Annotated in this window: 13 protein-coding genes and 1 tRNA gene; 10 read left to right on the top strand and 4 right to left on the bottom strand. The window is 62.1% G+C overall.

The window, feature by feature from the left end:
• Positions 1 to 354: 354 nt before the first annotated feature.
• The 3 genes from ABIE49_RS19085 to ABIE49_RS19075 all read left to right on the top strand — a co-directional run bounded on the left by ABIE49_RS19085 (position 355) and on the right by ABIE49_RS19075 (position 4,358).
• Positions 355 to 1,848: an MFS transporter gene (locus ABIE49_RS19085; RefSeq protein WP_192735651.1), complete on the top strand. Its 1,494-nt coding sequence runs from the start codon at positions 355 to 357 to the stop codon at positions 1,846 to 1,848.
• A 6-nt stretch (positions 1,849 to 1,854) separates the two neighbouring features.
• Positions 1,855 to 2,691 (top strand): trehalose-phosphatase, encoded by an 837-nt coding sequence (gene otsB / locus ABIE49_RS19080; protein ID WP_192735650.1) that lies wholly within the window; start codon positions 1,855 to 1,857, stop codon positions 2,689 to 2,691.
• A gap of 206 nt (positions 2,692 to 2,897) precedes the next feature.
• Entirely contained in the window at positions 2,898 to 4,358 is a 1,461-nt protein-coding gene (locus tag ABIE49_RS19075; RefSeq protein ID WP_192735649.1) for a trehalose-6-phosphate synthase, read from the top strand.
• Between the two features lie 17 nt (positions 4,359 to 4,375).
• On the opposite strand, the gene ABIE49_RS19070 is transcribed toward ABIE49_RS19075, so the two are convergent.
• On the bottom strand, positions 4,376 to 4,720 hold the full coding sequence (locus tag ABIE49_RS19070) for a hypothetical protein (RefSeq protein ID WP_502915915.1): 345 nt from the start codon (positions 4,718 to 4,720) through the stop codon (positions 4,376 to 4,378).
• A 195-nt stretch (positions 4,721 to 4,915) separates the two neighbouring features.
• On the opposite strand from ABIE49_RS19070, the gene ABIE49_RS19065 reads away from it, so the two are divergent.
• From ABIE49_RS19065 to ABIE49_RS19035, 7 genes are all read left to right on the top strand, one after another.
• Positions 4,916 to 5,005 (top strand) — tRNA-Ser (locus ABIE49_RS19065).
• A 139-nt stretch (positions 5,006 to 5,144) separates the two neighbouring features.
• Positions 5,145 to 6,395 carry a tyrosine-type recombinase/integrase gene (locus ABIE49_RS19060; RefSeq protein ID WP_192735648.1) on the top strand — a complete coding sequence of 417 codons (1,251 nt, stop codon included), beginning with the start codon at positions 5,145 to 5,147 and terminating at the stop codon, positions 6,393 to 6,395.
• 71 nt (positions 6,396 to 6,466) lie between these two features.
• A complete protein-coding gene (locus ABIE49_RS19055; protein ID WP_354066881.1) occupies positions 6,467 to 6,937 on the top strand; it encodes a helix-turn-helix domain-containing protein in 471 nt (156 codons plus the stop codon).
• Positions 6,934 to 7,857, top strand: a complete 924-nt coding sequence (locus ABIE49_RS19050) for a DUF7146 domain-containing protein (protein ID WP_192735647.1) — start codon at positions 6,934 to 6,936, stop codon at positions 7,855 to 7,857. The genes ABIE49_RS19055 and ABIE49_RS19050 overlap by 4 nt, the downstream gene beginning before the upstream one ends.
• Positions 7,847 to 9,358, top strand: coding sequence for a YfjI family protein (locus ABIE49_RS19045; protein WP_192735646.1), 1,512 nt, complete (start codon positions 7,847 to 7,849; stop codon positions 9,356 to 9,358). Before ABIE49_RS19050 ends, ABIE49_RS19045 begins: the two co-directional genes overlap by 11 nt.
• 3 nt (positions 9,359 to 9,361) lie before the next feature.
• The gene (locus tag ABIE49_RS19040) at positions 9,362 to 10,060 is read left to right on the top strand and encodes a hypothetical protein (RefSeq protein ID WP_192735645.1); all 699 of its coding nucleotides are present in this window, start codon (positions 9,362 to 9,364) and stop codon (positions 10,058 to 10,060) included.
• Positions 10,057 to 10,275 carry a hypothetical protein gene (locus ABIE49_RS19035; protein ID WP_192735644.1) on the top strand — a complete coding sequence of 73 codons (219 nt, stop codon included), beginning with the start codon at positions 10,057 to 10,059 and terminating at the stop codon, positions 10,273 to 10,275. The genes ABIE49_RS19040 and ABIE49_RS19035 overlap by 4 nt, the downstream gene beginning before the upstream one ends.
• A 980-nt stretch (positions 10,276 to 11,255) precedes the next feature.
• Here the strand turns inward: ABIE49_RS19035 and ABIE49_RS19030 are convergent.
• The 3 genes from ABIE49_RS19030 to ABIE49_RS19020 form a co-directional block, all read right to left on the bottom strand.
• Positions 11,256 to 12,566: an HlyD family type I secretion periplasmic adaptor subunit gene (locus ABIE49_RS19030; protein WP_192735643.1), complete on the bottom strand. Its 1,311-nt coding sequence runs from the start codon at positions 12,564 to 12,566 to the stop codon at positions 11,256 to 11,258.
• Positions 12,563 to 14,350 carry a type I secretion system permease/ATPase gene (locus ABIE49_RS19025; protein WP_192735739.1) on the bottom strand — a complete coding sequence of 596 codons (1,788 nt, stop codon included), beginning with the start codon at positions 14,348 to 14,350 and terminating at the stop codon, positions 12,563 to 12,565. Before ABIE49_RS19025 ends, ABIE49_RS19030 begins: the two co-directional genes overlap by 4 nt.
• 277 nt (positions 14,351 to 14,627) lie before the next feature.
• Positions 14,628 to 18,158 carry a DUF5801 repeats-in-toxin domain-containing protein gene (locus ABIE49_RS19020; RefSeq protein ID WP_192735642.1) on the bottom strand — a complete coding sequence of 1,177 codons (3,531 nt, stop codon included), beginning with the start codon at positions 18,156 to 18,158 and terminating at the stop codon, positions 14,628 to 14,630.
• Positions 18,159 to 18,261 lie beyond the last annotated feature (103 nt).

The raw sequence follows: 18,261 nt of genomic DNA, 5'->3' as shown, positions 1-18,261 counted from the left end.
TGGCAAAGCTCGGACGCAATGCGCCGCGAGAACGCTAACTCATATTCGGTGTCATCGCACGGCTTGACCGGGCGACCCAGTATTCAGAGACATCAATGATAGAACCGATAAGCCGCGGCGTACTGGGTCCCCCGCTTTCGCGGAGGACGACAGCGTTTGTGGAGTTACGTCTTATCCGTCGCAATGACGTGGGGAACCGCGCCGCTAAATCCGCACGGTTCCCCTGCCGCAATGCGGGAACCATGCCCCCACGCGGACGTTGTCTCCCATGGCGGGCATCATGTCTGCCTTAATTCGGGCCAAAGAACCTTGGGGCTGGGGCGTTCCGGGTGTTTTTTCATTGGTTCAATTCCCATGGGTGTGCAGCTGACAGGGAAACGTTCGGCAGCGAATGATTCCGCCGCCGCAGCCGTGCGGCAGGATAATGATCGCGTCATCGAAACTTCCATTCCGGCGCGGCTCGATGATCTGCGCTGGAGCGGGTTTCATACCCGCGTCGTGCTGGCGCTCGGGATCACCTGGATTCTGGATGGGCTGGAAGTCACGCTCGCCGGCGCCTTGTCCGGTGCGTTGAAGGAAAGCCCGACGCTTCGGTTCTCGAATTTCGATGTCGGGCTGGCCAATAGCGCCTATCTCGCCGGCGCCGTGCTCGGTGCGCTCGGCTTTGGCTGGCTGACCGACCGGATCGGCCGCAAGAAACTGTTCTTCATCACGCTCGCGGTCTATCTCACGGCGACCGCGGCAACCGCGTTCTCTTGGAGCGTGGGAAGTTATGCGCTCTTTAGATTCCTGACCGGTGCCGGGATCGGCGGCGAATACACCGCGATCAATTCGACGATCCAGGAGCTGGTGCCGGCGCGCTATCGCGGCTGGACCGATCTCGTCATCAACGGCAGCTTCTGGATCGGGGCTGCGCTCGGCGCGGTCTGCGCGATCGTGCTGCTCGATCCGGCGTGGTTCGGCCCCGATATGGGCTGGCGGCTCGCCTATATGACCGGCGCGGTCCTCGGGCTTGTCGTGTTCGTGATGCGGATGTGGATTCCGGAAAGCCCGCGCTGGCTGATGATTCACGGCCGTCCCGATGAGGCGCACGCGATCGTGGATGCAATCGAGAAGTCGGCGGGGCAGGTACGGGATGAGACGAAGGGAGTCCTGCCGAAGATCAGATTGCGGATGCGCAGCCATACGCCGCTGCGCGAAGTCGCGCATACCCTGTTGACGGTCTATCGCCAGCGTTCGATGGTTGGCCTCGTGCTGATGGTCGCGCAGGCGTTCTTCTACAACGCGATCTTCTTCACCTTCGCGCTGATCCTGACCGATTTCTTCGGCATTCCGGCCAACCATGTCGGCTGGTATATCCTGCCCTTTGCGGCGGGTAATTTTCTCGGTCCGCTGCTGCTGGGTCGATTGTTCGACACGCTCGGCCGCCGCAAGATGATCACGCTGACCTATGGCGTGTCGGGCGTACTGCTGGCGCTGTCGGGCTATCTGTTCTCGATCGGAGCCCTGACCGCGCAGACGCAGACGATCGCCTGGATGGTGATCTTCTTCTTTGCCTCGCCCGCGGCGAGTGCGGCGTATCTCACCGTCAGCGAGACGTTCCCGCTGGAGGTGCGCGCGCTGGCGATCGCGCTGTTTTATGCGATCGGCACCGGAATTGGCGGCGTAATTGGGCCTGCTTTGTTTGGTGCATTGATCGATACCGGATCGCGCACGAGTGTTTTCGCCGGCTACCTGTTGGGGTCGGCATTGATGATCGTTGCGGCAGCCGTGGCGTGGCGCTACGCCGTCGCCGCCGAGCGCAAGTCGCTCGAAACTGTCGCACGACCGCTAGCCTTTGTGGAGTAGGATGAGATGAACGAGGATCTGTTGGAAATGCCATTGGAAGATGAGATCGTTGGCGAGGAGGAGGGTGCGCCGGAAACCGTTCCGGTGCCGCGCTCGCTGGTGCCGCATTTGAGCGAAACTGCTGTCCTGCTCGATATCGACGGCACGCTGCTCGAGTTGATGCCGACGCCGCGCGAGGTCTGGGTGCCGCCGGGGCTGTCGAAGACGCTCAACCGGCTGTTGGCTCGCACCAACGGCGCGCTGGCGCTCGTCAGCGGCCGCTCGCTCAACGATATCGACTTGATCTTCGCGCCGGAGCAATACCCGGCCGTCGGCGGCCATGGCGCGGAAATGCGCATCGATCCCGACAACGAATCGGTCGACTCCCACGCGCCGCCGATGGACAGGGAATTGAAGCGCCGTCTTGCGGCGATTGCCAAGCTCAGCCCGGGAATTCTTCTCGAGGACAAGGGCTATTCGCTGGCGCTGCATTATCGTCTGGCGCCGCATGCGGAGAAGGCAATCTACGCGGCGGTGTCGCTGATCAGGGCCGATTTGCCGAACGCGCCGATCGAGATACTGCCGGGCAAATGCGTCTGCGAGATCAAGCATTCCGGTTTCACCAAGGCGACCGGCGTACGCGAGCTGATGACGCGCGAACCGTTCAAGGGCCGCCGTCCGCTCTTCATCGGCGATGACGTCACCGACGAAACCGTATTCGGCATTATGCCTGATTACGATGGTCTCGCATTCTCTGTCGGTCGCCGCGCGCAAGGCGTGCAGGGACATTTCGATTCGCCGAGCGATGTTAGAGAGTTTCTAGCGCATCTGCTCGACGACGAAAGAGACGCAGCGCTGCCATGATCAGCGCACGTTTGCAAATGGCGCCGGTTTTAGAACACAGTTCCCTGACGCATCACCATCATCTCGCGGAAAATTTTCTTTTTCGTGAGTTCAGGTGAGTTCCGTCGCGGCTAGCCCGAATTTGGTTTCAATTCGTTGAAAGGTTGGCCAGGAACCATATTGATGAATGGTTGTTAATTCGCGGGTGCAGCAACAGGAGGGGACCTGTGAACCTCGTCGTCGTCTCGAACCGCGTTGCGCGCGGAAAGCCCAATGAACCCATGACCGGTGGCCTCGCGGCGGCTTTATTGCCGGTTGTCGAGAAGTCCGGGGCGATTTGGGTAGGTTCCAGCGGCCGGGTCCGTGACGGGAACCAGAAGGAACCTTTCGCCGAAATTGAAGCGTTGGGGGCGGGCGCGCTTGCCATGCTCGATCTGCCGGCGGCGCATTACGGTGGATATTACGAGGGCTTTGCGAATTCGGCGCTGTGGCCGGCGCTGCATTCCCGCGCCGACCTGATTCGCGCTTCCCAGGACGACTACCTCAGCTATCGCGAAGTGAACGCCTTCATGGCGCGTGCATTGCTGCGCTTCAAAAAGCCGGACTCCGCGTTCTGGGTTCAGGACTATCATTTTCTCGCGCTCGGTGCCGAGCTGCGCGATCTCGGCGTGACGCAGCCGATCGGATTCTTCCTGCATACGCCGTGGCCGACGCGCTCGGTGATATCAGGCGTGCCGCATCATCGCGATCTGATCGAGGCGATGCTGGCCTATGATCTGATCGGATTCCAGACCGAAGAGGACTGCGAGAATTTCCTGTCCTACGCGCAGTCCGATCTCGGGCTCGCCGTGCATGACGGCGTCGTCGTCTCGCGCCACGGCCGGACGCGCGCCGCGGTATTCCCGATCGGCATCGATCCGCAGAAATTCGCACAGCAGGCCGCCAAGGCGATGACGCATCCGGACGTGTCGCGGCTGCGGCGCAGCCTGAATGGCGAGAAGCTCGCGATCGGCGTCGACCGGCTGGATTATTCCAAGGGGCTGATCAACCGCATCAAGGCGTTCGACCGGATGTGGACGCTGCATCCGCAGCTTTTGCGCACCGTGTCGCTGCTGCAGATCGCAACCCCGTCGCGCGGCGCAATCGAAGCCTATGGCAATCTGCAGAGCGACGTCGCGAGACTCGTCAGCGACGTCAACGGCGTCCACGGCGAAGTCGACTGGACGCCGATCCGCTATCTCAACAAGGGCTTTGGCCAGGCTGTGCTCGCGGGGCTTTACCGCACCGCGCAGGTCGGCGTGGTGACGCCGCTGCAGGACGGCATGAACCTGGTCGCCAAGGAATACGTCGCCGCCCAGAATCCCGCCGACCCCGGCGTGCTGGTGCTGTCGAAATTCGCCGGCGCGGCCAACGAACTCGACACCGCATTGCTGGTGAATCCGCACGATATCGACGGCATGGCCCGCACCATCGCGACCGCGCTCTCGATGCCGCTGACCGAACGGCGGATGCGCTGGGAGGCGATGATGGAAAAGCTGCGCGGCGGCACGATCCAGCAATGGTTTGCCGATTTCATCGACGCGCTGCAGGAAAGCCAGCTCGATAGTGGCCCTTTGGAACCTGTCACGGCTGATACGCCGACCCGGTTGCCGCTACGCTCCGTCAATAACGGCGCGCGGTATCATTAGAGACTTCCACGAACAGCTCAGTAGCAATAGGAGACGCCATCCAGCACCGGGCAGCGTGCCCGGCGCGGATCGCTCGGATTCTCCATCGGCACCACGCCGTTGCCCTTGCCGACGAACACGCCTTTTCCGACGATGACGGACGATTTGTTGCCGACGATGACGCTCGGATGCGGCGAGGCCAGGCTCGATCGCGTGCCGTCGGCCCAGATGATCGTTTCCCCCGAAAGGATGCCGCGCCTTCCATCGTCGCAACTCACATCGACGCCCTGACGGGTGCAGGATTGCGCCAGTGCGGGAGCCGCGGCGCCCGCGATCAGCGCCGCTGTCAGGGTGGCGAATGAAAGCGCTCGCGTGATCATCATGCCGTTCTCCGCCCATGGTTGCCCTATGGTCGTCGGCGATAACCTGATTCCGGTTCAAGGCCCAGCGCCAAGCGGTTGCCCTCAGTGGACATAAGCGACAAATTATCCAATAAATTCAAACAATTGGGGAAATTTCAGCGCGCGCGCCCGCGGTCCCTTGCAAAATGTGTCCTGGCCCTTCAAGAGAGGGCCTCCGGAGAGATGGCCGAGTGGCTTAAGGCGCACGCTTGGAAAGCGTGTGTGCGGGAAACCGTACCGTGGGTTCGAATCCCACTCTCTCCGCCAAAGCCATATCCGCTACCATTCGCAGTCATTCAAAAATGCTTAGAAAGGCCGGTTCCTGGGGCCTTATTCAACTTTACACGTTTGTGGTCCTTCGCCATAATCCGCATTGTAACTGTGGACGTGATTGTGGACTTTCGGTATGGCGAGGTCTATCGGCAGACTTACCGCCCTCAAGGTTGAAAAGGCTAAGCGGCCCGGCATGTATGCCGATGGTGGTGGCCTCTATCTGCGCGTCACCGAGGATGGCACCAAAAACTGGGTCTACCGCTTCATGCTCAGTGGCAGGCCGCGCTGGATGGGCATGGGGCCGCTTCACACCATCGGCCTTGCCGAAGCACGAAACCGGGCGGCGGAGTGCCGAAGGCAACGGCATGACGGCATTGACCCGATAGAGGCGCGCCGCGCCGGTCGGCAGCAAGCCCGCCTCCGTTCAGCCAAAGCCATTACATTCAAGGAGTGCGCCTCAAAGTACATCGCCACCAACCGGGCTGGCTGGCGTAACGCGAAGCATGCAGCACAATGGGAAGCGACGCTGGCGACATATGCCGAGCCCGTCATCGGCGCGCTGTCGGTTCAGTCAATCGATATGACGTTGGTGCTGAAGGTGATCGAGCCAATCTGGACGACGAAACCGGAGACGGCGGGCCGCTTGCGGGGGCGCATAGAAAGCATCCTCGATTGGGCCCGGGTGCGGGGATACTGCGAGGGCGAAAATCCGGCTCGGTGGCGGGGCCATCTCGACAAGGTACTGCCTGCGCGGTCCAAGGTGCGGAAGGTCGAGCACCATGCCGCGCTGCCTTACGCCGCCCTGCCGGGCTTCCTGATGAGTTTGCGAGAGCAGGAAGGCATTGCCGCCAGCGCGCTCGAATTTGCGATCCTGACGGCCGCTAGGACGGGTGAGACGCTGGGAGTGCTGTGGTCTGAAATTGACTTGTTGGACAAGGTTTGGACCGTTCCGGCTGGACGGATGAAGGCCGGACGAGACCACCGTGTTCCGTTGTCGACCCGGTCGGTGGCCATTCTCGGCACCATGAAGTCACTCCGCCACGTCGATGCGGGTGACGCCTATGTGTTTCCCGGCGGCAAGCGCGGCAAGCCGCTTTCAAACATGGCTTTTCTTATGCTGCTGCGCCGCATGGGTCGGGATGACCTGACAGCCCACGGTTTCCGATCGTCGTTCCGGGACTGGGCGGCAGAGCGTACGAACTTCCCTGCCGAGGTGCCCGAGATGGCATTGGCCCACACGGTGAGCGACAAGACCGTAGCGGCGTATAATCGTTCCGACCTGTTCGAAAAGCGTCGGCGGCTGATGACTCAGTGGGCGTCATTCTGCACGGCACCGGAACAAACGAGCCAAGGCAACGTCGCCCCGATACGAAGGTCGCGCTGACCAACCGCCCTCGGCCGTGTCGATACGCCCTTTGCGAAAAATTCGATACTGTGGTATCTCTTGATCAGTGAATGGGCGATGCTCGCCCTTTCTATGTCCTTGTGCACGCGCACGAGTCGATCAACGCCAGCCTCTGCCACGCAGGCATGCTTAGGCGTCCTACCGCAAGCGAGCCGCAAGCGGTTTCCTCTGTCTCAATATCTGGCAGCGCCTGCCGGAATGGGTCTCCTCACGGAGCTTGTTCGCGCATGGTCAAAACGGTCGGCGATTTACCTGTAAATCCACTGTTGTCGGAAGCGCCGCGTCCGGAACTTAAACCGCTGACCGTCACGGTCGCCACGGCGTGCACGTTGACTGGTTTGGGTAATACGACAGTGTGGGGGCTGGTCCGCGATAGAAGACTGGAAACGGTTCGCATCGGGCGGCGGACGCTGATTACCTTTCGGTCTTTGGAGGCTCTAGTTGCTCCCCTCTCGGAGCCAGACCGACAGCCACACCGGCGTGGGCGGCCTCGCAAAGTAATTGGTGGGGTCAGGTCATGAGTGCCGCCGACATCGCTCATACTCTTGGTGAGGCTCGGCGCGAGGGCAATGGCTGGCGCTGCCGCTGTCCGTTGCACGGCGGAAGATCGCTTGTCATCCGCGACGGTGAGCAGGGTCGCTTACTCGTGACGTGCTGGTCTGGCTGTGAGCGCCGCGACGTGCTCGGTGAAATACGTCGGATCGGACTACTCGACTACGGCCCGTCCGAGCGTCAAGGGCAGCCGAGAATGTTACCCCGGAAGGATACTTCCGCACACAAAGCCGCCTGCACGGCACGAGCCATCGGCATCTGGGACGCGTCACAACCGATCAAAAGTACGCCCGCCGAACAGTATCTGTTAGGTCGAGGCATTGTGCTGAATGACTTGCCGGTCGAGGTGAGCACTAGCCTTCGTTTTCATCCGCATTGCCCGCACCCTAGCGACGTCAGGCTCCCGGCAATGGTGGCGCTGGTCGAGCGCGTGGGTGTTGGACCGTTGGCTATTCTTCGGACCTACATTTGCGCCGATGGGTCCGGCAAGGTGAACATCGAGCCAGGCAAGGCAAGCCTTGGACCCGTCGGTGGTGGTGCTGTGCTGCTCGGAAAGCCGAGCGCCGGTGAAAGGCTGGCTGTGGCCGAGGGGATCGAGACGACTCTAAGCGTCATGCAGGCGTGCGGGCTGTCCGGTAGAGCAGCGTTGTCGGCCAATGGATTGAAAAATCTTGTTTTGCCGCCAGCGGAAACAAATGTGCTGATCTGCAGCGACAATGATGCCAGCGGCGTCGGCCAACAGGCCGCCCGCGCAGCTGCCGAGCGCTTCGTGCAAGAGGGCCGCCGCGTCAGTATTTCGATCCCGCCGACGGTCGGCACCGACTTTAATGATGTCTTGCGCCAAGTTCCCTCCGCTCAAGCTATTGAGGAGGCCCGCCATGTCGCGTGATGGTGCTCAGGCGGTTAAGGCAATCGTTGCGAAAGCTGATCGCCTTGGGGCAGAGCCGCCCCGCCCGCTGATCCGCGAACTTCCTCCTGCTGACCCCTTTCCGGTTGATGCTCTAGGTGATGTTCTTGAAGCTGCAGCCAGAGCAATAAACGACCGTGTGCAGGCTCCGATGGCAATCTGCGGGCAATCGACGGTCGCAGCGGCCACGCTCGCGGGGCAAGGCCATGCCGATGTCGAATTGCCGACTGGGCAGGTAAAGCCAATATCGAATTTTTTTGTCAGCGTGGCTGCAACCGGTGAGCGGAAAACCGCCACCGACAGCGAAGCGCTATGGCCATTCCGGAAGCGTGAAACAGCGCTACGTGAAGACTATGACCAAGCCCTGCCTGAATATGAGAACGCCAGGATCGCTTGGGAAAAGGCGCGGGAACGTGGTGTGAAGGGTGCGAAGGGTGATCGGGCGGCGATCAAGGCCGCGCTGGACTGCCAAGGTCAGCCGCCTACGGCTCCGCTATCGCCGATGTTGACTTGCCCCGAGCCGACATATGAAGGGCTCTGTAAGCATCTCGTTGGCGGTCAGCCGAGTATCGGCATTTTTTCCGCCGAGGGCGGACAGTTCATCGGTGGTCACGGGATGACGCCGGAGGCGATGCTGCGAACCGCTACAGGTCTTTCGTCCCTGTGGGACGGGGAAACGATAAAACGTGTTCGGGCGGCGGACGGCGCAACCATTCTTCCCGGTCGGCGGGTCGCTTTGCATTTAATGGCTCAGCCCGACGTGGCGGCGATGATGTTGTCAGACCAACTCCTCCTGAATCAAGGCTTGCTGTCTCGTTGCTTAGTCACGGCACCGGAGTCAAACGCCGGAACCAGATTGTGGCACGAACCTTCTAATGATTCCGATGCGGCGATGAAGCGGTATGGCGGGCGCATCCTCGACATGCTGGAGAAGCCGCTGCCCCTCGTTTCAGGCAAGACCAACGAGCTTTCGCCCCGCGTACTGCGGCTAGCACCTGATGCTCGAAAAATGTGGATCGGCTTCGCGGACAATATCGAAGGCCAAATCAGACCCGAAGGTGCGCTCGCCACGGTGAGGGGCCTTGCCAATAAGTTTCCAGAACACGCGGCTCGTCTCGCTGCGGTACTGGCGTTGGTTTCTGATATCGAAGTGACTGAAATCTCACCGGAGCACATGGCCGCCGGGGTGACGCTTGCGCAACATTATGTTGCCGAAGCACTGCGCATGTTCGAAAGCAGTCGAGTTAGCCCTAACCTAGCTCTCGCGCAAAAGCTCTTAGGGTGGCTCCATCAATCATGGAACGAGAGGGTGATATCGCTGCCCGATATTTACCAGGGCGGTCCAAATCCGATCCGAGACAAAGCAACCGCCGCGAAGTCCGTGGCGATACTTGTAGATCATGGCTGGCTTCATCAGATCGAAGGCGGTGCCGAGATCGCAGGCTCACGTCGCCGCGAGGCTTGGCGAATCATAGGGCGTTAGGCGATGGCCGGTTTTGCGAAATTTGACCCCCGAGCCTTTCTCGAAAGCGAGAAGACCGTAACCGATCATGCCGGGGCACAACAGATCGCACAGCATACGACGCCTTCCGCGTCAGAAACTTTAGCAACTTTAGCAACTTTAGCAGCCCCGACCTCGGCGAGAGATAATCCGGATGCGCTGCAATCTTCGGCGATTGATAATCACCTCCGCCAAGACAGCCCCAAATCTGGCTTGTCAGCAGCTAAAGTCGCTAAAGCTGCTAAGGTTAAGTCATCCGTCGCGGCGGAGGCCACGTGGGGCGAGGACGAGGAAGAGCGGGCGGCCATCGCGGAGCATGACGGCGGCGCTCCACGGGTCTGGGCTGAGGCGCTGGCGCGGCTTGATCCCGCCCGTGCACCCGGTGACGTCTCGCCGAAGCGGTGGCTGCGCTTCATAGATGACTGCGGACGCTTCCTTGATGAAGGTTGGGCAAAACGTGCGGATGCGCTTGGCTGGGGGCCGCTCGACCTGTTCGGCTGCGACCGTGTCAAACCGATTGCAAGATTAGATCGGGCTGGACTGTTGTGGTTGACCGACGGTCGAAAACTGCTAGCCCTTACCGCCGACACTGCCGCCATCGCCACGGCCAGCGGCGGCAGCCTTACCTTCCGACGGTGCTTGAACGAACCCGGTCGTTCACTGGCTTGGGAACTCCAAGCATGAACCATGGGCCCGTTACCATCAATTCGTCTGCCGACCGCATGCGCCGCCACCGCCAACGGCGGCGCGACGGGCTTCGTTGCCTGACGATTGAGTTACGCGAAACGGAAATCGAGGTGCTGATTGGCAAACAGTTGTTGCGGGAATGCGACCGTGACGATCCAGTTGCAATAATCAAAGCGCTCTATGAATTTTTGGATCATGGTCTCAGAACGTGACCCGTAACCCAACCGAAAATGGTGCATCCTTGGTCGGAACGGTCGAAAAGCACGAATGTATCGACGTGAACGAACTGCATAGGGCGCGCATGTTCACCGAGAGGACGCGAACCTTTCCTTCGGCATGCTTTAGATGTGGCTGAATAAACTTACCGTCGACCGCTGGGCTGTCAGTCTTGAGTTCAGGAATCAGCAACGGCAGCTAATTCCCCTCATCTGGAGCCAGTGTAATTTCGGCGGGTTGCGTCCGTGGTTTCGATGCCCGCTCTGTGCATGTCGCGCGGGGAGCCTTTACAAGGCCGGGCTGCTTTGTGCCTGTCGAAAATGTTGCGATCTACGTTATGCGTCACAGCGTCGAGGTGAAAAAAGCCGCCGTTATCTTCAAGCCCTCAAGCTCCGGCTTCGGCTTGGTGGAGTAGCATCTCTCGCCGAACCCTTCCCTGAACGGCCGCGGCGGATGCACCACAAGACGTATAAGAGATTGAAATCCTACGCTGAATGGTTTGAGCGAGACCTTCACGACAGTCGCTTCAAATTACGCAAGACGGATTATTCGGTTCTCGTTCTCAAATAATTTAGGGAGATTATCGACAGGCTGTCTGGCGCGGGTCATATCCCATTAGTGCGCGCCGCCAACATGAATGTCGGCTTCCCGGGCTGCGCTTCAGGAGGATACGGTCCGCTGCCGAGCGATAGGCCCTCAGAGTATCTCAGGACACCGTGAACGCGCTTGGGGCCGCTCCCGCTGTTTGGGGAGCGAGGCGATCCAGGGGCCGTTCAGGGGCTCTACAAGATCCAGCAAATGGGACTTCACCTAGGATTTAACTCGAAAAGGCTGGAGGATAGCCGCAGCCGCCGGTTGCCTGCCGCCCCCACCACCCCTTAATGTGACAGGCATGAGGGCTTTGACATGAGCAACTGCACGTCAGCCGACTCTCACAGGGTCACGGCAGGACACGAGGTCGACTTGCGGCACTTTTCTAACGCTGGCGCCAGGCGTGCATCAGCTGATCAGAGAGCGGCTTGAGGAGGTAAGACATCACCGTGCGTTGGCCCGTCTGAATAAAGGCTTCGACCGGCATGCCGGCGATCAGCTTCAAGTCGCCCAGGCGAACGAGCTCCGCCTCGGGAACGGCGATGCGGGCCACATAGAAGCTCGCCCCGCTCTTTTGATCAACTGAGACGTCAGCGGACACGTTATTCACTTCGCCGTGGAGTTGCGGAGTTGTGCGCTGGTTGAAGGCCGTGAAGCGCAGCAGCACCGGCTGACCGACAGACACGCGGTCGATCTCATGGGGGGCGATACGCACCTCGACCACGAGCGCGTCGTGAGTGGGGACGATGAGCATGATCTGCTCGCCGGCGCTGATGACGCCGCCGACGGTGTGCAGGGCGAGCTGATGCACTGTGCCGTCCTGCGGCGCGCGGATATCGATGCGTCTGAGCTGGTCCTCGGCGGCCACCCGTTTCTCGACCAGTTCTGAGGTTTTCGCGCGAATCTCCGCGAGTTCCCGTCCCACCTCGCTGCGCAGGTCCTGATCGACTTGCATGATCTGCAGCATGGTTTCGGTGATACGTCCCTTGGCTTCGGCGGTGGCGGCGACTAAAGCGCCCCGTTCGCCATGCACGCGCACCCCGTCGCGCTCAAGCGTCGTAAGGCGCGTGATCTGGACCAAGTTCTTGCGCCACAGGTCGCGCACGCCCTGAAGCTCCTGGTCGATGAAGGCGGTCTCGCGGTCTTTCGCCTGGATCTGCTCTTCGAGTCCGCGGATCTGCTCCCGAAGCTGGCCGACGCGCTCGTTGAGCTGCGCCTTCTTGCCGGCGCGCGCGGCGCGGCGCAACTCGAACAGCTTGTGCTCGCCGACGATCAACCGATTGACGTCCGGATCGGCGACGCGCGCGGCAAGGTCCGCCGGAAAGTCGAGACGATCCTGATCGTCGCGCTCCGCCTCGAGCCGCGCCCGGCGCGCCGCCAGCTCGTCGAGGCTTTTCACAACGATCAGGAGGTTGGCCCGCGTCACCGTCTCGTCGAGGCGCACGATCACGGTGCCGGCCTTCACCTTGGCGCCCTCGCGGACGTTCAGTTCGCCGACCACACCGCCGGTCGGATGCTGCACCTTCTTGGTGTAGCTATCGACCACCAGCGTGCCGGAGCCAATGACGGCGCCGGCCAGTTCCGTGGTCGCGGCCCAGCCGCCGACGCCGCCGGTGAGAACGATGACCGCCGCGAGGCCAGCGCGCAAATGCTTGCGGATCGAGAGCGGGACCACGTTCACCGGCTCGCGCATCATGGGTTCGCCCCCTCGGCCACGACCTTGAGCGGCACCGGTGCTGGCCGCGGCTGCATCATCTTGGCCAGCAGCGCGTCCTTGGGACCGAACGCCTGCACGCGTCCTTCGGCCATCACGGTCAGCTGGTCAACGCCGGCAAGCACGCTGGTGCGATGCGCGACGACGATGATAATGCCGCCTCGCGCGCGCACGCCCATAATGGCTTGCGTCAGGGCCTGATCGCCGTCGGCGTCGAGATTGGAATTGGGCTCGTCGAGCACGACCAGGAAGGGATCGCGGTAAAGGGCGCGGGCGAGCGCGATGCGCTGCCGCTGTCCGGCCGAGAGCGCCGTGCCGCCCTCGCCGATCTGTGTGTCGTAGCCGTTAGGCAGTCGCAGCACCATCTCGCTCACACCGGCGGCGCTCGCAGCGGCGATCATCGCCTCCGCATCGGGCTCCGGCTCGAAGCGGGCGATATTCTGCGCCACCGTGCCGGCGAATAGTTCGACGTCCTGCGGTAAATAGCCGATATGGCGGCCGAGCGCCTCCGAGCTCCATTGTTCGAGCGCGGCGCCGTCCAGCCGCACCTTGCCGCGTGCCGGCGCCCACACGCCGACGATGGCGCGCACCAGCGACGACTTGCCCGACGCGCTCGGGCCGACGATGCCGAGCCCCTGTCCCGGCTTCAGCGCGAAGGAGGCCTCCTGTACCACGACGTTCTGCTCGCCCGGCGGCGCCACGGTGACGGCCTCGACGGCGAGAGACTGGCACGGTGGCGGCAGCGGCGTCTTCTTCTCCTCGGCCGGAAGTTGCGCCCAGTGCTGCTGCAGACGGTTCCAGCTCTGCCGGGCGGCGACCATGCTTTTCCAGTGGGCGATGGCAAGTTCGACCGGAGCGAGCGCGCGGGACGTGAGGATCGCGCCCGCGATGATGATCCCGGCACTTGCCTCCTGCTGAATAACGAGATAGCCGCCGACGCCGAGCACTGCCGATTGCAGCACCATGCGCAGCACCTTGGAAACAGAGCCGAAACCGCCGGCGATATCGGCGGCGCGCCGCTGGGTGGTCATGTAGCTTTCATTGGCCTCCGCCCAGCGCGCAGCAAGGCGTCCGCGCATGCCCATGGCCTGCAATACCTCGGCGTTGCGGCGGCTGGCCTCGGCAAGGGCATTGCGCTGCGCTATCTGGTTGGTGGCTTCCTTCGTGCGCGCACGCGTCAGCCGGTCGGTGAGCAGGGTCAGGGAAACGAGCACCAGCGAGCCGATCGACGCCGTGAGCCCGAGCAGCGGATGAAACAGGAAGCAGATCGCGAGATAGAACGGGATCCAGGGCAGGTCGAACAGCGCGGTCGGGCCGAGCCCGGAGAGATAGCTGCGCACCTGATCGAGATCGCGCACCGGCTGCAGTCCGTCGCCGCTTGCCCGCGCCTTCAGCGGCCAGCGCGCGACGATGTCGTAAGCGCGGGCAGAGAACGCGCGGTCGAGCCACTCGCCGATGCGGACAAGAATGCGCCCACGCAGAACGTCGAGAAACGCCTGGAACAAATAGAGGCCGCTGACCAACGCGGCCAGGCCGATAAGCGTCGGCACGCTGTGGCTCGGCACCACACGATCATAGACTTCCAGCATGAAGAACGAGCCGGTCAGGTACAGCACGTTCAGCATGGCGGTGATCAGGCCAAGCCCGACCAGCACGCCCCGGCAGGCCTCGAGCGGTGAGGGCAGCCCGTGCGTGTACGGTGGGCGGCTCTCGCGCGCGGCCGTCGCGGGCGCGGGCGCTCGCCGCCACTTCCAGACCAGTACCATGAGCATCAGGGCAGCCGCGACGAACGGGCCCATACCCACGGAGAAACCTACTGGGTCGGCGGCCAGTTCCTCAGGAAATGCGAGGGCCTGGCGGCACCAAGTGGCTGCGGCCTGGGGGAGATGGCCGCACCAGACGGCAAAGCTATCAGGCACCGGATCTACTCCGCGGAAGGACGGCGAAATCAAGCTCATCGACTTTCATGCAACCGTCGTCCACCCGATGTGCGATGAGAGTTGCCGGCTGTGCGCAAGGGCGTACAGCCGGCGAGCTGGAAGTTCAGATCGTGATGACGCCATCGTGGTTACCGTCGATCCTGATGGAGAAATTGCTGGAGGCTGTATCGCCATCGGAGTCGGCGATCCGGACGGTAAAATCGAGCTTTTCGTCGGGTGCTGGCTGTGCCTTAACCAGACTGAAGCCGCCGATATCGAAGGTGTTATTGTCGTTGCCGGAAACGCCATCCGCGTTGCTGATGTTTTCGATCAGGACGCGGTCGTGGGTTCCGCTCGTCGTCCACTGCACCTTGTCGCCGGTGCTCAGGCCGGTGATTATCAAGTTGCCGTCGGCGTCGATCGTGGCGACCGGAGTAAATTGCGTACTGCCTGTCTTGACGACGAAGTCGGTGAGCGCGAACGACGCGATGTTGACGTGCGTGTCGTTGGTGAGCCCGTCGACAAAATTCACCCCCGGTTCCGCGGCGGTGTTGAAGGCCGAGATCTTGACGGTGACGGGTCCGACGCCCGGATTGCTCTGATTGACGGTGAAGGACGCCACGTTCGCATTGAAGACGTTCTGAAAGGCGATGTTGGCTTCGACGTCGGCCTCGTTCTGGTCCAGATTTGGCACCAGGAAGTTAGTGTTCGCCCCCGTGACGTAGGTGATGAACGCCCCCTCGTCGGGGTTGATCTGGTTGCCGTTGACGCCGAACGAGGTGGTGCTGCCGGCCTGGCTGATATTGAGCACGTCCTTGGTCGTGATGTTTCCGCCCTGGGATTGATTGAGCGGATCCTGTCCGATCACCACGATCTGGGTAGAGGTCGGATCGCCGAAGGTCATGAACAGGTTGCTGCCGGAGGGCGCTCCGGCGAAGCCGAAGTTCAGCTCCGCGGACGGAGCATTCTGGAGGACATCGAAGGTGTAGTTGCCACCGGACAAGGTGAGCTTGAAGAAATCGATGTCCCCGGCGTTGTGTGTACCGCTGCCATCAACATCCTTGAAGTAGGTAGCGACAGTATTGCTGTTCGTCAGGTCCCTGAGCAGCGTTACCTGCGCGACTGTGCCGTCCAATATCGTCAGGGTCGCTGGGGAGCTCGTGATGCTAAAGGCTGCCGGGTCATCCGCTCCGACCACCCCACTGAGCGTCTTGGTCGCGGTGCTGCCAGCCGAGAAGTCCATCTGACTATCGGCGACGGGCCCGATGGCCGGCGCATCATCCTGGAACTGCACGGCATCGCCGATGCCGGTCGAACTCGTCGCCGTGTCGCCGTCGCCATCGGTGACGGTCACCACCGCTAGCAATGCGCTGTCGGTGATCGATATCGATTCATCGGGATTGGTCGCGTCCGGGTGCTTCAGCGAGGCGTATTGCGCCACACTGACGACCCCGCTCGTGCTGTTGATCGCGACGGCGAACGCCGCCGCCCCAGCGGCTGAGCCGATGCGGCCGATCACCAGGTCGCCTTCCTTGAAAAGGAAGATGCTGGTGCCGCCGGTCGTGTCGAGGCCGGAATCCACCCCGGCGGCGGACACCGCCAGCGAGAACGCCGTCGTTCCGCCCTCCTGGTCCGCGCCGAACGCGCTTCCGGTCGAGCTAACGACAGGGGTCGCATCCTGGGCATAACCGGTGGGGCTGAGGTCGCTGCTGAGATTGGTGACGCCGGTGAACAGCGCTACCACCGCCGCGGCGGTCGTGTCGTCGGCATCCGCCTGGTTACCTGCGGTCTCGTCATGCGCCACCGTCGCCGCACCCTGCGCAATCCCTGCCGTCGGTCCGTCATCCTGGAACTGCACGGCATCGCCGATGCCGGTCGAGCTCGTCGCTGTGTCGCCGTCGCCGTCGGTGACCGTCACCACCGCCAGCAATGCGCTGTCGGTGATCGACACCGAGTCATCAGGATTGGCAGTGCCCGGGTGCTTCAGCGAGGCATATTGCGCCACGCTGACGACCCCGCTCGTGCCGTTGATCGCTACGGCGAACGCCGCCGCCCCAGCGGCTGAGCCGATGCGGCCGATCACCAGGTCGCCTTCCTTGAACAGGAAGATGCTGGTGCCGCCGGTCGTGTCTAGGCCGGAATCAACCCCGGCGGCGGACACCGCCAGCGAGAACGCCGTCGTTCCGCCCTCCTGGTCCGCGCCGAATGCGCTTCCGGTCGAGCTAACGACAGGGGTCGCATCCTGGGCATACCCGGTGGGGCTGAGGTCGCTGCTGACATTGGTGACGCCGGTGAACAGCGCCACCACGCCTGCGGCGGTCGTGTCGTCGGCATCCGCCTGGTTACCTGCGGTCTCGTCATGCGCGACCGTCGCCGCACCCTGCGCAATCCCTGCCGTCGGTCCGTCGTCCTCGAAGTGAACGGCCGTGCCCACCACGGCGCTCGCCGCGTTGGGTGTGGAAATGCCGAAGCCGCCAATATCGAAGGTGTTGTTGTCGTTGCCGGAGACGCCATCCGCGTTGCTAATGTTTTCGATCAGGACGCGGTTGTGGGTTCCGCTCGTCGTCCACTGCACCTTGTCGCCGGTGCTCAGGCCGGTGATTATCAAGTTGCCGTCGGCGTCGATCGAGGCTTGCGGAGTAAATTGCGTACTGCCTGTCTTGACGACGAAGTCGGTGAGCGCGAACGACGTGATGTTGATGTGCGTGTCGTTGGTGAGCCCGTCGACGAAATTCACACCCGGTTCCGCGGCGGTGTTGAATGCCGATATCTTGACGGTGACGGGCCCGACGCCCGGATTGGTCTGGTTGACGGTGAAGGACGCCACGTTCGCATTGACGACGTTCTGGAAGGCGATGTTGGCTTCGACGTCGGCCTCGTTCTGGTCCAGATTTGGCACCAGGAAGTTTGTATTCGCGCCGGTGACGTAGGTGATGAACGCCCCCTCGGTGGGGTTGATCTGGTTGCCGTTGACACCGAACGAGGTGGTGCTGCCGGCCTGGCTGATATTGAGCACGTCCTTGGTCGTGATGTTTCCGCCCTGGGATTGATTGAGCGGGTCACGTCCGATCACTACGATCTGGGTAGAGGTCGGATCGCCGAAGGTCATGAACAGGTTGCTGCCGGAGGGTGCTCCGGCAAAGCCGAAGTTGATCTGCTCGCTGACCGCGACCTTGAGATTGCTGCCCAGGTCAATGGAGTCATCGGGGTTGGTGGCGTTAGGATGCTGCAATGCCTCGTATTGAATGCTCCAGAACTTGCCGCCGCTGACCGGGCTCCCGGTCTCCTCGAGATAGACCGCGAAGGCGATGGCGCCAGCCGCAGTCTTGCCGAGCACGATGTTGTCATTCGCGGTGTCCGTGAACAGAAGGATCGCTTCGCCGTCGTTGGTGAAGAGACCGCTCGAGTCACCGTCGAGCGCTCCGCCGTTCGCATCTGTGAAGGAGATGTTGCCGACCGCGCCCGTGACGCCGCCGATGGAGAAGACGTTGCCGGTGCTGGCCGCTTGGTTAATCGCGGTGGCCGGGCTGGCGCCCAGTGCCGTCAGCCGAGTTGAAAACGCGCTCGGCAGGGCGGTGTTGGTATCGTCATTCTGCAAGCCAGTGGTTTCGTCGAGAGTAACGGTCGTGCCGGTAAGAGTGACGGAAAGTGCCATGAGAACTCTCCTGCAAAATTACGTGGTGAGATTTTGGCTTCTGAAATTCCATATGCCTGCTGCCGCGATCCGTCCGCAGCCGCGAGGGTGCGTCAGTATCTGG

This window comes from Bradyrhizobium sp. OAE829 (genome assembly GCF_040546575.1).
Lineage (GTDB): Bacteria > Pseudomonadota > Alphaproteobacteria > Rhizobiales > Xanthobacteraceae > Bradyrhizobium.
This window is presented reverse-complemented; position numbering and strand designations above follow the sequence as displayed.

What these genes read in the sequence shown, in the direction of transcription:
- ABIE49_RS19085 (WP_192735651.1), top strand. Translation starts at nt 355, where the DNA reads ATGGGTGTGCAGCTGACAGGGAAACGTTCGGCAGCGAATGATTCCGCC.
- otsB (WP_192735650.1), top strand. Translation starts at nt 1,855, where the DNA reads ATGAACGAGGATCTGTTGGAAATGCCATTGGAAGATGAGATCGTTGGC.
- ABIE49_RS19070 (WP_502915915.1), bottom strand. Translation starts at nt 4,720, where the DNA reads ATGATGATCACGCGAGCGCTTTCATTCGCCACCCTGACAGCGGCGCTG.
- ABIE49_RS19060 (WP_192735648.1), top strand. Translation starts at nt 5,145, where the DNA reads ATGGCGAGGTCTATCGGCAGACTTACCGCCCTCAAGGTTGAAAAGGCT.
- ABIE49_RS19055 (WP_354066881.1), top strand. Translation starts at nt 6,467, where the DNA reads ATGGGCGATGCTCGCCCTTTCTATGTCCTTGTGCACGCGCACGAGTCG.
- ABIE49_RS19050 (WP_192735647.1), top strand. Translation starts at nt 6,934, where the DNA reads ATGAGTGCCGCCGACATCGCTCATACTCTTGGTGAGGCTCGGCGCGAG.
- ABIE49_RS19045 (WP_192735646.1), top strand. Translation starts at nt 7,847, where the DNA reads ATGTCGCGTGATGGTGCTCAGGCGGTTAAGGCAATCGTTGCGAAAGCT.
- ABIE49_RS19040 (WP_192735645.1), top strand. Translation starts at nt 9,362, where the DNA reads ATGGCCGGTTTTGCGAAATTTGACCCCCGAGCCTTTCTCGAAAGCGAG.
- ABIE49_RS19035 (WP_192735644.1), top strand. Translation starts at nt 10,057, where the DNA reads ATGAACCATGGGCCCGTTACCATCAATTCGTCTGCCGACCGCATGCGC.
- ABIE49_RS19030 (WP_192735643.1), bottom strand. Translation starts at nt 12,566, where the DNA reads ATGATGCGCGAGCCGGTGAACGTGGTCCCGCTCTCGATCCGCAAGCAT.
- ABIE49_RS19025 (WP_192735739.1), bottom strand. Translation starts at nt 14,350, where the DNA reads ATGGTACTGGTCTGGAAGTGGCGGCGAGCGCCCGCGCCCGCGACGGCC.
- ABIE49_RS19020 (WP_192735642.1), bottom strand. Translation starts at nt 18,158, where the DNA reads ATGGCACTTTCCGTCACTCTTACCGGCACGACCGTTACTCTCGACGAA.